This window comes from Numidum massiliense (genome assembly GCF_001375555.1).
GTDB classification, from domain to species: Bacteria; Bacillota; Bacilli; order Thermoactinomycetales; family Novibacillaceae; genus Numidum; species Numidum massiliense.
The window spans coordinates 3,322,426-3,336,507 of record NZ_CTDZ01000009.1 but is presented as its reverse complement, the minus strand read 5'-3'; the positions used below and the strand labels follow the sequence as shown (position 1 = coordinate 3,336,507).

Annotated in this window: 14 protein-coding genes; all 14 read right to left on the bottom strand. The window is 52.1% G+C overall.

Annotated elements, in window-relative coordinates:
• Positions 1-25: 25 nt before the first annotated feature.
• The 14 genes from BN1247_RS15705 to BN1247_RS15640 all read right to left on the bottom strand — a co-directional run bounded on the left by BN1247_RS15705 (position 26) and on the right by BN1247_RS15640 (position 14,081).
• A complete protein-coding gene (locus BN1247_RS15705) occupies positions 26-757 on the bottom strand; it encodes a glycerophosphodiester phosphodiesterase (protein WP_054951703.1) in 732 nt (243 codons plus the stop codon).
• A 200-nt stretch (positions 758-957) separates the two neighbouring features.
• Entirely contained in the window at positions 958-1,383 is a 426-nt protein-coding gene (gene fabZ, locus BN1247_RS15700; protein WP_054951210.1) for a 3-hydroxyacyl-ACP dehydratase FabZ, read from the bottom strand.
• Positions 1,384-1,449: 66 nt separating this feature from the next.
• The gene (locus BN1247_RS17505; protein ID WP_054951209.1) at positions 1,450-2,439 is read right to left on the bottom strand and encodes a DNA-directed RNA polymerase subunit beta; all 990 of its coding nucleotides are present in this window, start codon (positions 2,437-2,439) and stop codon (positions 1,450-1,452) included.
• Positions 2,440-2,949: 510 nt separating this feature from the next.
• Positions 2,950-3,240: a sporulation transcriptional regulator SpoIIID gene (gene spoIIID, locus BN1247_RS15690; RefSeq protein WP_054951208.1), complete on the bottom strand. Its 291-nt coding sequence runs from the start codon at positions 3,238-3,240 to the stop codon at positions 2,950-2,952.
• A gap of 143 nt (positions 3,241-3,383) precedes the next feature.
• On the bottom strand, positions 3,384-4,082 hold the full coding sequence (locus BN1247_RS15685) for a M23 family metallopeptidase (RefSeq protein WP_054951207.1): 699 nt from the start codon (positions 4,080-4,082) through the stop codon (positions 3,384-3,386).
• A gap of 86 nt (positions 4,083-4,168) precedes the next feature.
• Positions 4,169-5,263 carry a stage II sporulation protein D gene (spoIID, locus tag BN1247_RS15680; protein WP_054951206.1) on the bottom strand — a complete coding sequence of 365 codons (1,095 nt, stop codon included), beginning with the start codon at positions 5,261-5,263 and terminating at the stop codon, positions 4,169-4,171.
• Positions 5,264-5,416: 153 nt separating this feature from the next.
• Entirely contained in the window at positions 5,417-6,736 is a 1,320-nt protein-coding gene (murA, locus tag BN1247_RS15675; protein WP_054951205.1) for a UDP-N-acetylglucosamine 1-carboxyvinyltransferase, read from the bottom strand.
• A gap of 24 nt (positions 6,737-6,760) precedes the next feature.
• Entirely contained in the window at positions 6,761-7,528 is a 768-nt protein-coding gene (locus tag BN1247_RS15670; RefSeq protein ID WP_054951204.1) for a YwmB family TATA-box binding protein, read from the bottom strand.
• A 192-nt stretch (positions 7,529-7,720) separates the two neighbouring features.
• Positions 7,721-7,954, bottom strand: coding sequence for a DUF1146 family protein (locus BN1247_RS15665; RefSeq protein WP_054951203.1), 234 nt, complete (start codon positions 7,952-7,954; stop codon positions 7,721-7,723).
• Between the two features lie 253 nt (positions 7,955-8,207).
• Entirely contained in the window at positions 8,208-9,752 is a 1,545-nt protein-coding gene (locus BN1247_RS15660; RefSeq protein ID WP_054951202.1) for an NADH-quinone oxidoreductase subunit N, read from the bottom strand.
• A 5-nt stretch (positions 9,753-9,757) separates the two neighbouring features.
• Positions 9,758-11,296: a complex I subunit 4 family protein gene (locus tag BN1247_RS15655; RefSeq protein WP_054951201.1), complete on the bottom strand. Its 1,539-nt coding sequence runs from the start codon at positions 11,294-11,296 to the stop codon at positions 9,758-9,760.
• Entirely contained in the window at positions 11,296-13,167 is a 1,872-nt protein-coding gene (gene nuoL / locus BN1247_RS15650) for an NADH-quinone oxidoreductase subunit L (RefSeq protein ID WP_054951200.1), read from the bottom strand. The genes BN1247_RS15655 and nuoL overlap by 1 nt, the downstream gene beginning before the upstream one ends.
• A 113-nt stretch (positions 13,168-13,280) precedes the next feature.
• Positions 13,281-13,586 carry an NADH-quinone oxidoreductase subunit NuoK gene (gene nuoK / locus BN1247_RS15645; protein WP_054951199.1) on the bottom strand — a complete coding sequence of 102 codons (306 nt, stop codon included), beginning with the start codon at positions 13,584-13,586 and terminating at the stop codon, positions 13,281-13,283.
• A complete protein-coding gene (locus BN1247_RS15640; RefSeq protein WP_082416073.1) occupies positions 13,587-14,081 on the bottom strand; it encodes an NADH-quinone oxidoreductase subunit J in 495 nt (164 codons plus the stop codon).
• Between the last annotated feature and the right edge of the window lies 1 nt (position 14,082).

The following is a 14,082-nucleotide window of genomic DNA, read 5'->3' as shown; positions in this document are numbered from 1 at the left end:
TGTGCGATTCAAGAAAGTTTGTCCGTTACCGCGCGAACTGTTCGCGCAACTCGCGCGCCCGCTCGGGCCAGTTCGTAAAGATGGCGTCACATCCCCCTTGCATAAGCCGCACGACGTCCTCTTCTCTATTCACGTTAAACGGACGCACCGGCATGCCCGCAGCGGCCGCCGCTTGCAAAAATTCCGGCACGGCGACCGGTAAGAGGCAGTGCAGGCCGCTCGCGCCGATCTCCCGGGCATAGCGCCACGGCTCATACAGCCCTTCCATGAATAATATCGCCGTTTCGATGTGCGGGTAACGCTGTTTGACATCGACTAAACTGTAATGGTTGAACGAAGAAACGATGACTTTTCCTTCTAAACCGTACTGCTGAACGAGTGTGATCACTTTATCTTCGAGTCCCGGGTAGCGCACGATGCCGTTTTTAAGCTCAATGTTTAAGGTAAGCGGCGTGTGGGCGATCCACGATAGCACCTCCTCTAGCGACGGTATGCGTTCGCCAGCGAAGCTGTCCGCATACGGTGCGCCGAAGTCGAGCTGCCTCAGCTCACTCCACGTCAAATCCTTCACCCAACCCGTGCCGTTGCTCGTGCGGTCAACCGTTTCATCGTGAATGACGACGGGTACACCGTCTCGCGACAGCTGTACGTCTAGTTCGATGCCGTCAGCGCCGACGCGGTGTGACTCTTTGAAAGCGGCCATCGTATTTTCCGGGTGTGTCCCCATCGCGCCGCGGTGCGCAAATATTTGCGTAATCCGTTTCATCTGCTACAACCTCCTTATGCACGATACGGAATGTATGTAACGGCGACTATTGTTCCGTGTGCCTTTCCTCTATAGTGTAGTTGAAACATAGTAGGGTAGTCATCTGCCTTTTAGTTTTCGCAATGACGTCACAAAAAAGGGGCACAGTTAATCCCTTGCCCCTTGTCGTTAAATAGGTCACATTCGCTCTTTTATTGCAAGGCGAACATGAGATCGCCTGAAGCGACGACTTTATCGTCGACTTTGGCGGTGCCGCGCCCTTTGCCGATCGGCCCTTTCATTCGCGTAAACTCGACTTCTAACGTGAGTGTATCCCCTGGTTTTACTTGTTCGCGAAAACGGAACTTGTCAATGCCCGCCAACAAGCCGATCTTGCCACGGTTCTCTTCTTTGCCCAATACGGCAACCGCGCCGACTTGTGCCAGTGCCTCCACGATCAACACCCCTGGCATGACTGGGTATTCGGGAAAATGCCCGTTAAAGAAAGGCTCGTTAACGGTTACGTTTTTGATGCCGACTGCCCGTTGCCCCGCCTCCAATTCCACGATGCGATCGACGAGTAAAAAAGGGTAGCGGTGCGGGATGATTTGTTTGATGGCATTAATATCTAATTCCACTTCTTCGCCCTCCAACTAGTCCGTACTCGTAATTCCATAAAAATCGTATTAATTATGGCTGGTTTGTTAGCCCCCGGCGTAAACGATATCGTATAAATATTTCCACAGGTCAAAGTCTAACACTTCGCTTGCCGGTTGTCCGCCAATGACGGAATAACCGATGTATAATCCGGCTGCAATCGCCGATACCGTTAGCAGCGGTAACCATAACAAATGGAATACGAGGCGGAAGGTGCGCCAGCCCCAGGAGCTACTCCGTATGGCTTTTTTTTCTAACCGTTTCATTTGGCGCGCCTCGCGCCTCGTTTGCGCCTGCTCGCCGTCCGCTTCCTCAACCGCGACAGTTGCATCAGACGTTGTCTCTAACGCTACTTCCGCGGCCGCACTCGATTGTGCCTGCGCCTCCCTCGTCTCCTCTGACACCTTGTCGCCGGCGCTCTTTTTCCCTTCGCGGCGCTGCTTGTTGTCGTCTTCCATTTTTTTCGGTGAGTGTTGCGGTTCTTGGTCGTCGGCCCCTTTTTTCTGCGGGGGCAACTGCTCATTGTTGTCAGCTTTCTCTGCAGATACGTGTTGCGGTTCTTGGTCGTCCGCCCCCTTTTTGTGCGGGGGCAACTGCTCACTGTTGTCAGCTTTCTCTGCAGATACGTGTTGCGGTTCTTGGTCGTCCGCCCCCTTTTTGTGCGGGGGCAACTGCTCACTGTTGTCAGCTTTCTCTGCAGATACGTGTTGCGGTTCTTGGTCGTCCGCCCCCTTTTTGTGCGGGGGCAACTGCTCACTGTTGTCAGCTTTCCCTGCAGATACGTGTTGCGGTTCTTGGTCGACCGTTTTCTGATCCGGTGTTCCAGCACTAGACTTCGCTTCTTCTAATGGCTGAGACTCCCCAGCCGCTTGCCGCTTAGGTGCTTCGTCAACGTCGTCCGCTTTTGAATTGATAGTAACGGCAGCGGAATCGCGCGCCGCTTGAGACCCCTGTTCGGCACTGCTTTCTGTTTTCTCTAAGTTGTGCTCGTTATGCGGCTTGCGGGACTCGCTTGCCGTTTTGACATTGTTCGTCACACGCGGTCCCTCCTTCAACTTAAGGATATAATAATACCACACAAATACAGCTTTGTGATACATACGGTCTGTGTCGTTTACCTTTTTATGCTATCATGCGAACTCGTAACTGGCAATGTGCATATTGTATAAATACCGGGGAGAATATGTATGGTGGCTTGTCCACGCCATTATGCAGCGCGTAAGGTGTCCTGTTGCGCGTTCTTTCCGTTAATCTGCTTCTTCTGTTAGCTGTCCGCTTTGTCAACTTGTCCGGAAACGCTTTAAGAGAAGAGGCGGTCACGACAAGTACACGGTCGTACCTCCTAACAATTTGCGCTTTTACACCTGTCTTCATTATGTTTGTATGTCATCCCGGGGGGGCGAATAGTGTTGCCGTTCAGGTGGATGACGATTTGTCTACGTTTGACCACCCTTATATGCGTGTGTGACGGAAATTGTGAACCGTGTATGGTCGAGGATCGCGTATGTAGCGACGATGAGGTCTAAAAACTTAAGGGGGTATAGCGCTTATACGTTTAGTGTTTGGGTCTCTTCCTCTTCACGCATTTTTTTCGGGCGACGATATTTTATTTTAGTAGCTTCACCTCCCCTTAAATGGCGAATCGACTTGTGGTATTCCAAAATTTCTTTTACTTGCGTTGCTAATTCCGGGTTAATTTCCGGTAATCGCTCGGTCAAATCTTTATGGACGGTGCTTTTGGAAACGCCAAATTCTTTCGCTATTGTACGCACGGTATTCCGCGTTTCTACGATGTATTGACCGATCTTGATCGTCCGTTCTTTGATGTAATCGTGCACTCCTTTCGCCTCCCTGATTCGGAATGTCTGGTACATTATATGAGGCGAAATAGCGGTTATTCACGTCTTACAAGCCTTGACAAGCTGTTGGTCAAAGAAAAAACCGTCCACCGAACGATCGGCAGACGGTATGGAACAATTTGTTATTGCCCCTTCGACGTCAAGTACGTCTCAGGGTTGACTGGGTTACCGTCCTTCCACACTTCGAAGTGGAGGTGCAGACCGGCATCTTTTTCCACCTTATTGCTGCCGGCCATGCCGAGTTGGTCACCTTGCGCCACCTTGTCTCCTGCTTTCACCTTCACTTCCGCTAAACTTTGATAGACGGTTTCTAACCCGCCCGCGTGTTCCAGACGTACTTCTTGTCCATTTAGCGGATGAGAACTAACCGATTTGACCGTTCCCGACAGAGCTGCCGATACGGCAAACGACTTGTCCTCTTTGTGTGCGAAGTCTACGCCTGTATGCGGGCTAAAGCTGTTGTCGTATTGGACGAGTGCCGCTTCTTTTTCTTTAGCTGACGCACCTTCGTCGTAAAACTTCATCGTCACGTGCGTATCGTTCGCAGCTGGAGACGCCATTTTTTCTTCCTTCGCGTTTGCAGGGACGGATTTACGATCGTCAGTCGTCTGTTGCAGCTGGCTACCTGTGCCCTGTTGATTGGGGTTCATCTCGATGCGCGAACCTTGCATCCACCACATGAGGGCTAAGATAAGGGCTGCAGCTAACATATAGATTCCCGGAAATACCCACTTCTTGCCGAAGAACCTTTTCCACTTGGCGGTCGGTTTACTAACCTTCTGAACAGGCTTGCTAGATTTCTGCTCAGGTTTGTTGTCCATAGTTAATCACCTCTGCCATCAGTGTTGACAGCATAAGGCGTTTTCATACGTTTAGATATGTGATTTTTGCAAAAAGTCCGCGTCACTTACCCTTTGCGCTTCTTATTTTGCTCCTTTTCACGCACCCACTGGTAGTAGTCTTCGATTTTGACCCCTTTATAATAATGTTTCACAATTTGCTCCGCCGTCTTTCCTTCTTGCGCCATATAATTCGCGCCCCATTGGCTCATACCGACACCGTGTCCGTACCCGCGGGTCGTAAACGCAATGCGATCACCTACTATTTTCCACGAAAAATCACTTGAGCGTAAGTTTAGCGCTTCGCGTACTTCGCGCCCAGTAAACGTCTCGTCGCCCACGGTTAGCTCAGCGACTTTGCCACCTTTCGTTTTGCGGACGACTTTCAGCCACTCCCCGTTCCCAGCACTAACTGGTATGGCAAACTGCTTACCCGTATACTGCGCTAACTGGGACTGAAAGTCAGCGAGCGACATCGTGACAGGATCCGCTCTGTACGCGGGTGCCTGTTTGTCCCACGACGAGTCGACACTACGTAAGTACGGATACTTTTCTTTCCAGTAATCCTCGGAGTTTTCCGTGCGCCCGTTGCTCGCGGAGAAAAAAGCGGCGTAAATTGGACGGCCGGCATACGTAATCACTTGACCGCGTGTGTCGTTGATGGCCTTGTTAATGCGGCTTGACTTTTCTTGAAAAGCGCCGCCCCAATTCGCCTTCAGTGCCTCATCTGGATAGTACACTTGATGTTGCACCGTATCGCTCACCCAAGCGCCGGCTGCGTCCGCCCCGTACAACCGCTCCATATCGCTAAAATCGTGTCTCGCAATGCGGTCGATAATGTACGTGCGCGCCGCTAGCGCTTGCGCTTTTAAGGCCTCGTGATTAAAGTCGGCAGGCATTTCTGCCGCGACGACACCGCGAATGTACGCTTCGAGCGGTACGCGGATGACGCGTTGTTCACGCGAGAGGTACACGGGTACGTCGATCGCATCTTTCCCTTGTTGCAACGGCACCGTTTTTTTCACCTCGCGCCCTTTCGCTTGCTGCTGCGGCTGTGGCTGTAGATCTTTCGGTGTCTTTGCTTGAAAACTGACGAGTACTGCTGGTACGACTAACATGGTGACGACGAGTAGCATGACGATTCCTGCGATTGCTCTGTTCAATACGTATCACGCCCCCTTATAAGTTGGCCTCTGTTAACATTATGAAGGAGGCAAAGCTTTCAGAACAAAAATAGAACGTAAAAAGAACGTAAAAAGGCCGTCCACAGAAATGTATGAGTGGACGGCCCTGTTTTTCAGTTATTAGTGCGGATTTTAAGCATATGATGGTTGTACGACCAGTTTTGGGGACGTGTGGCGTTCGCTTTCGGACGCTTCTGCTGGCAACCGTTCGATGTCGGCGCCGAGCTGCTGCAACTTACCCGTAAAGTCGACGTAACCGCGGTCGATATGATGTAATTCCGTCACTTCGGTCACACCGTCAGCAATGAGGCCCGCTAACACGAGGGCAGCCCCTGCTCTTAAGTCTGTCGCTTTGACACGCGCACCCGATAGTTGGTGCCCACCTTCGATCACTGCCGTGCGACCGTCAATCTTAATGTTCCCGCTCATCCGTTTAAACTCTTCGACGTGCATGAAACGATTTTCGAAAACTGTTTCGGTCACGAGACTGGTGCCTTGTGCCGCGAGTAAGAGCGCCATTAATTGTGCCTGCATGTCGGTAGGAAATCCGGGATAAGGAAGGGTTTTAATATCAACTGGCTTTAACGCGCCGTTTGCGGCAATGTGAATCCCTTCGTCCTCTTCCCGCACGGTTACTCCCATTTCCTCTAACTTGGCGATGACGGGACGAATGTGGTCACCGATCGCACCTGCGACAAACACATCGCCGCCGGTAATCGCCGCAGCAACTAAAAATGTGCCTGCTTCAATGCGATCCGGAATGACCGTATGTTCTGTACCGCGCAGGAAATCGACTCCTTCGATACGAATTTCGCCCGTCCCCGCCCCGCGGACTTTAGCTCCCATACTATTCAAGAAGTTGGCCAAGTCGACAATTTCCGGTTCGCGAGCGGCGTTTTCGATCACAGTAAGACCCTTCGCCAGTGCTGCTGCCATCATTATATTTTCGGTTGCGCCTACGCTGGCAATGTCGAGATAAATGTTTGCGCCTTGCAACTTACCATCGACCGAAGCCTCAATAAAACCTTGCCCCATTTCAATGGATGCACCCATCGCCCTAAAGCCTTTTAAATGCTGATCGATCGGACGCGTCCCAATCGCACAGCCTCCCGGCAACGGGATCCGCGCCTTTCCGAGCCGCGCGAGTAACGGGCCCATCACGAGGAACGAGGCGCGCATTTTGCGCACGAGATCGTACGGTGCCTCGACATTAACTATTTTTTCCGCATTGGCGCGTACTTGTCCGTTATCGTAACTAATATCGACGCCGAGTGCTGCTAATACTTTCACCATATTGTGAACGTCATTAAGGGGTGGGGCTTCAAATATTCGGCTCTCCCCGCGTGCGCCTAAGAGGGTTCCAGCGATAATGGGAAGCACGGCGTTTTTGGCCCCATCGACTTTTACCTTTCCCTTTAACCGCCTACCCCCGCGGACTACGATTTTCTCCAATCTTCTTCCCTCCGCGCTAGTTGGTTAGTATTCAATTGTGATAATTGGGGTTCCCATTGTAAAAACAGTTCGCCCAGCAAATTTGTCGCTTCTAATCGCCATCTGTACATTAATCGGCTGTTTGTTAGACAAGATGGAACTGCCAAAATGTGGAGAGAACGCGGAGACACTCGTCATAGTCGCGTCACGCAAAGCTTCCACCTCATAAGCGTCCAAAGTTTCTATCGCCTGTTGGACCCACTCTTTCTGTTCCTCGGGATTAAGTACGTGCTTCGCCGTTCCTTGCACAGCGACGTGTAGGTCAGGCACGATGCCTGCCTGTGACAAACCGCTCGCCACGTGTGCGACTGCCTCACTAAGTAAGTGCGCACTTTGCTCGCGTGCCGTCATCTTGGCCACGACGTAATCCGATTTTTCATACCCACGCCTAATAACGCGAATTTCGAGTGAAATGTTTCGCCTCCAGTGTGAGAAGAAAACCTGTTCGGACTTCTTGAAATTAGGTGCGGCTTGAAAATAACGGGCTAGCTGCGCTAACTGTCGATCCGTTAGCGGCCGTTCGAGCAAACTGCCGTGGTGAATCGTCCATGTCGTCACGCGAATGCCGTCTGCTTGAAACAGTTTTACAAGCTGTGCGGTTTCGCGGGTTGGATCAGGTCGCACAGTCTGATGAGCTAGATCGTGCGGTGTTGCCTCATAAGCTGTCCCCGGCAGCGCAGATGAACGAGCGGAACTTGCATACGCTAAAATAAGTCCCAAGGCGAGAATAGAAAATCCCCACTTCTTTACCATATGAACCTCTCCCGTCCGCGGTGTCTATGTATTACACATTGTTCGCGAATAAAGGAGGTTCTATACTGCTATTTACAATGGAAAATGCACGTTATATACGAATCCCATTATATAGTAAGCAGCGGCAAAATGCGACTGTTTTCGACGTTTTTACAACCATTTGTTGCTTTTGTCACACGAATGTTACAGTCGTTAAAACAAATCAGTGAGCATCCGCGACCAGCCCATGTAGTCCACCAAAAAACGTGCCAATCCGTGGCCGAGGACGATGGACAACACAATCATTAGCGTCTTCGCTTTCGCACCTTTTGTATTCGCAAGAAAGAGATCGAACCTCACACTTTGTAAAGCCCACCAGCTAACGCCGATGCAAACAAGTGTCAGGGTGATATTGACGATGGCACTAACTCCAAGGCCCTCTGTCATCGTGTCAACAACTCCTTAAAAGAGCATGACATTACTATTTTATAGTATCGCAAACATTTCTGCTACACAATAGTTGGCGCGAAAAAGTATGACTTTCTCCAACTGACAATTTATGGAGTGCACCCCATCATTATCGCATCATTACTATCGTATATTACAGCCACCCTCCCAAAAAGTACAGCCCCTTTCAAAAAAAACATCCCCCTTCCTACGGAGGGGGATGTTATGTCTAGCGTGCAGACAAAGTAGCAAGTTACTGATTTGGAGTTGGGAAAAACAGCTCGAACACGTTTAGTTGCCCGATATAGTCTAACGCCGTTTGCGGTATGACCCCTAGCGCGAGTGTACCAATCGCCCCGATTAAGACGACGATCGCCAAGCCGACGGGAAGCGTAAACTTCTCCTGCACAGCCGCGCGACGGAAAAACATTTGCCGCACGATTTCAAAGTAGTAAAAGTACGAGACGACACTAGCAGCGACCATAATCACCGCAATCCAGTAACTTTGCACACTCAGTGCGCTAAAGAAGATATAAAACTTCCCGAAAAACCCGCCAGTGATCGGAATGCCGGCGAGGGATAAGACGAACGTGAGCATCGCTAACGCCGTCCAAGGTGCACGTGCGTAAAGGCCGGCAAAGGCGCTTATATCTTCCGTGTCGCGATCGCGGTTTACGGCTGCGATCACGGCAAAGGCGCCGACTGTCGCAAACAAATAAGCGACTAAATAAAAGCTGACGGCGTTTAAGCTAGTAGGAAGGAAAATGTAACCACCTTCTCCTTGCCCCGACAAAAAGGCGATCACTGCAACAGGCACGAGGACGTAACCGGCTTGGGCGACACTGGAGTAGGCCATCATCCGCTTCACATTGCGCTGCCGTAGCGCAACACTGTTACCGACGATCATCGACAGCGCCGCGAGGACGAGCAACATGACGTATACGCCCTCTCCGAAATCTGCAGCAGCACTCATCCACCCGCTGTAAGCGACGAAGACGAGGCGCAACAGTAGTGCAAATGCTGCCGTTTTCGACACGACGGCGAGGAAAGCGGTCACCGGAGTCGGCGCACCTTCGTACACGTCCGGCGCCCACATGTGAAACGGCGCCGCAGCGATTTTAAAACCTAAACCGACGACGATGAGGATGAATGACAATGCAACAAAGAATTCGTAGCCATCCTCTGCCGCCCGCGATAAATCGGCACTAATCGCATACAAGTTGGTCGTACCCGTCAAACCGTAAACGAAGGACATCCCGTACAGCATAAACGCCGACGCCACGCCGCCGAGCACAAAATACTTAAACGCGGCTTCCTTCGCTTTCAGCACGTGTTTACGCGTCCCGACTAAAATGTACGACGAGATACTGAGAAGTTCTAGCCCGACGTACAGCGTAATTAAATCGGCGGAAGAGGTCATCATCATCCCACCGAGCGCGGCGGTCAAAAGCAGCGAGTAATATTCGCCGCGATCAGGGATGTGCGACTTTTTCCCATAAGACAGCGAAGAAAGCAGCACGAGAAAGGTCCCGCCTAAGATGACGAGTTTAAACACTTTGGAAAAACCGTCTAGACGGTACGTATCCGCCAATATTTGATATGGCTCCCGCCCGAGTACACTTAGGACGAAGGCAGCCGCGACGACGACGCCGGCTAAGCCGATCCACGGCGACAAACGGCGCCCTGTCTTGCCTACAAATAAATCGACCAACGTCATAATTGTCACCGCGACGATCATCGATAGTTCAGGGGTAAGCAACGTCCAATCGTAAGCGAGTAAATATTTTTCTGCTCCCATTCCGATTAACCCCCGATCCCTGCTACGATAGTTTGCAGCGTCATTTGCAGCGGTTCACTCACGACAGCTGGATAAACGCCGAGAAGTATGATAAACGCTAACAGCACCAGCATCGGCACGGCTTCGATCGCACGCGTATCGGGGAGTGCTTGCCACTGCTCCCGCTCCGGCCCGTACGTCGTCCGGAGCACGGCGCGCAGCGTGTACACGGCGGCCAACACGATGCCAAATACGCCGACCGCACCAAAGAGAGGCACCGTCTTAAAGATACCGAGGAAAGCCAGAAATTCGCCGATAAAACCGGACATTCCTGGTAAGCCGAGCGTAGCCATCCCTGCGGCGAGGAAAATTCCCGCCAGTACTGGTGTAGACTTGGCCAGACCACCGAGTTCGGAAATGAGTGTCGTCCCGGTCCGCTCGCTGAGCGCGGCAATAAAGAAAAACAACAAAGCGGAGATAAACCCGTGTGACACCGCTTGAAACACGGCCCCTTGCAACCCAGCTGTGTTCAGTGCTGCAATGCCGAGCAAAATAATGCCCATGTGACTAATACTCGAGTAGGCGATCACCCGCTTCAAATCTTTCTGCACGAAGGCGAGCACCGCGCCGTACAAAATGTTGATCACCCCGAGTACGCCGATGACATAAGCAAACTCCTTCACATACCACGGAAACATCCCCACTCCAAAGCGTAGTAGCCCGTACGCCCCCATCTTCAACAACACCCCGGAGTGCAGCATGACGACAGCCGGTGGCGCTTCAACGTGCACGCGCAGCATCCACGTATGAAAGGGAAAAAACGGCAACTTAATGCCGAAAGCAACGAGTAGACCGAAAAACGCTGCCGATATGAGCCACTTATCCTCGTGGAAAAGTGGCGAGTCCGCCGCATCGGCTAACAATTTCGTCACACCGGGAACTTCCGCCGCGATCGCATCGTACTGCATCGTGCCGAAGATGAACCACATGGCGATGAAGGCGAGCAACATTATGCCGGAACCGATCCCGTTGTACAAGAGGAATTGGTTCGCCGCCCGCTCCCGGTTGACATACCCCCAGCCGCCGACGAGTAAAAACGTCGTCACGAGCGTCACTTCGAAAAAGAGGAAGAACAGAAACAAGTCGCGGGCGGCGAACACGCCGAGCATCCCTACTTCTAGTACGAGCAGGGTGATGAAATACGACTTCCACTTTTGCTTCACGTACATCGAGGCGACTGCCGCTAGACTTGCAATAATCGTGGTCAAGACAATGAGCGGCAGCGACAAGCCGTCCACGCCCATACTGTATGCAATCGGTAACTTCGCTACGCCATACGGCATCTCAAAGGTCAGCGCGATCCAGTCTAACGTATGCGTAAATTGCGCCCCTTCTTTTCCTACTTGAAAGTTGAAAAAGAGGAAGAGTGCCAAGGTGAGCGGTAGCAGCGTTCCGAACGCCCCGACTACTTTTAACGCCTTCTCCTTGTCTCGGGGGACAAACGCGAGCAACAAGACACCGATGAGGGGCGAAAAGGTGAGCAACGTCATAATTAGCTGTTCCATTATCCGAAATACCCCCCAATCGTGAGAACGAGCAGTAAGAGCACGGCGCCGAGCGCCGTCACGAGCCCGTAAGTCTGCACTTGACCGTTTTGCAGCTTACTGCCGCCGCGCCCGATCATTACCGCCACTTTGGCCACGAAGGCGACGAGGCCATCCACAATGTAGCGGTCGACGACTTGTAAGGCGTAGCCGAGGCCACCGAGCGGTTTCACGATGCCGTACGCATAAAGCTCGTCGATGTAAAACTTATTGGCAAGTAAGCGGTAGCCAAGTGAAGGGGTAGCGTCCTCATGCGCGCTCGCCCTTTGCTGCTTGCCATACAGCGTCCACGCGAGGAAGATCCCCGCAAGCGACACCGCGATTGCCACAAACGGTACCCAAAGCGGAGCACCCCCACTTTCAGCGGCGGGTACGTAATTGCCGCCACCGGTCAGCCAGCGCGCCAAGCCATCGTACCACGGCGTCTGCACAAATCCAGCACCGACGGAAAACAGCGCTAGTACCCACATCGGCCCCGTCATCACCGCGGGCACTCGCATCAGCTCGCTTTGTTTGCCGCGAACCTCTCCGGTAAAGACGAGGTAAAAGAGCCGAAAGACGTACAAGGCTGTCAGAAACGCCGCGACCACCCCGACGGTAAACACGCCGAAGCGACCATCGGCATAAGCGGCAGCGAGAATTTCCTCTTTGGAAAAAAAGCCAGAAAACGGCGGCACGCCAGCGAGGGAGAGACAACCGATTAAAAACAATGTGCCGACCGCTTTGTTGCGCTGGAAAAAGCCACCCATGCGCCGAATGTCTTGTTCGCCGTGCCACGCGTAAATGACCGCCCCGGCTGCGAGGAACAACAGCGCTTTAAAAAAGGCGTGCGTCGTCAAATGAAACAGACTAGCCGTATACCCTGAGGAACCGAGGGCAAACATCATATAACCGAGTTGGCTTACCGTCGAATAGGCGAGCACGCGCTTAATGTCGTTTTGCGCCAGCGCGATCAGTGCGGCGAAGATCGCCGTAAACGCACCGACGTAAGCGACGACGTCGAGCGCCAAGGTCGAAGCGGCCATTAGCGGAAACAGGCGCGCCACGAGATACACCCCGGCGGCGACCATCGTCGCGGCGTGAATGAGGGCACTGACCGGCGTCGGTCCTTCCATCGCATCCGGTAACCACGTATGTAACGGAAACTGGCCCGACTTCCCGACGGCGCCGACGAAGATGAGCACAGCGATGAGACTGAGAGCTCCCGCGGCAATTTTCCCACTATCGACTGCAGCGAAGATTGCCGCATACTCAAAACTGCCGACTTGCCAAAATAGCAAAATCATCGCGGTGAACAGCCCGATGTCGCCGATGCGCGTGACGATAAACGCCTTTTTCGCCGCCGCTTTTGCTGCTGGCTTAAAGTACCAAAAGCCGATCAGCAGAAAAGAACTTAAGCCGACGAGTTCCCAAAAAATAAACAGCTGCAACAAATTAGGGGCGATAACTAGCCCTAACATACTAAATGTAAATAGCGCCAAGTAAGCGTAATAAACCGATATCCGCTCGTCGCCTGCCATGTAGCCGCGCGAATAGAGGTGTACGAGGAAACTGACGAGGGACACGATCAACAGCATAAGCGCATTAAGACTGTCGACTTCAAACCCCATCGTTAAACTCGTCTCCCCAACATTGAACCATTCGAACGCGACGCGCACTTGTTCAGACGACGTGAGCTGCTCGAAAAAGACGAGTCCAGCCGTCACGAGGGAAACAAGTGTCGCAAGCATCCCGACGAAGGAAGAAGCGCTGTTCATCTTCCGTCCGCTGACGAGTATTAGCAGAAAGGCGATTAACGGAAAGAGCGGTATCAGCCATGCGTTAGCCAACATGGGATCACCCAACCTTCTTCAATCAAAAATAAGCGTCTGTAAAACACGCATTACTCTGTACTTAACGGTTCGTGCATGACCTCTGTACATAACAGTTCGTTCCGAACGACTGCTCATCGCCTGAGGGAGTCAAAATCTTCGACTTTTACCGAGCCGCGCTTGCGGTAGAGAGCGATAATGATCGCTACGCCGACAGCTGCTTCCGCCGCCGCAACTGTAATCGTAAACAAACTAAAGATGTGCCCTGTCATATTTGCTTCCAGACCGTACTTGGCGAAAGCGACTAAATTGATGTTGACGGCATTTAGCATTAATTCGATCGAAAGGAGCACGATGACAGCATTCTTTTTCGTTAAGACGCCGTATAGACCGACGCAAAACAAAATAGCTGCGAGCGCGAGATATGGATGCACTGGCACTTAGTCCGCCTCCTTCTTCGCTAAAATGACTGCGCCGACGAGGGCGACTAACAACAGGACAGATGTTAGCTCAAACGGGATGACATATTTTTTAAACAGGACTGTCCCTATGTTTTCCACCGTAAAGGTACTCACATCTGCCGTTTCTGCCGGAAAGGGCGTCGTATAAATACCCCACATGAGGAAAGCGAAAAACGCAGCGACGACAAAAAAGCTGAGTACGTTGTGTATGCCACGACTCGGCTGTTCCTCGTCCCGGTGCTTCGTCAACATAATGCCGAACAGCATCAAGATCGTCATCGCGCCGGAGTAGATAAGCACTTGCACGACCGCCAAAAACTCCGCGTGTAGTAGGACGAATATTCCGGCGATTCCGATGAGTGTCAAGGCGACGGCAAACACCATGTGCACGACCTTCGTCATATTGATCATAAAGATGGCCCCGCCGATGACAAAAACGGCGATAATCATAAACGCGACAAGTTCCCCAGTGATA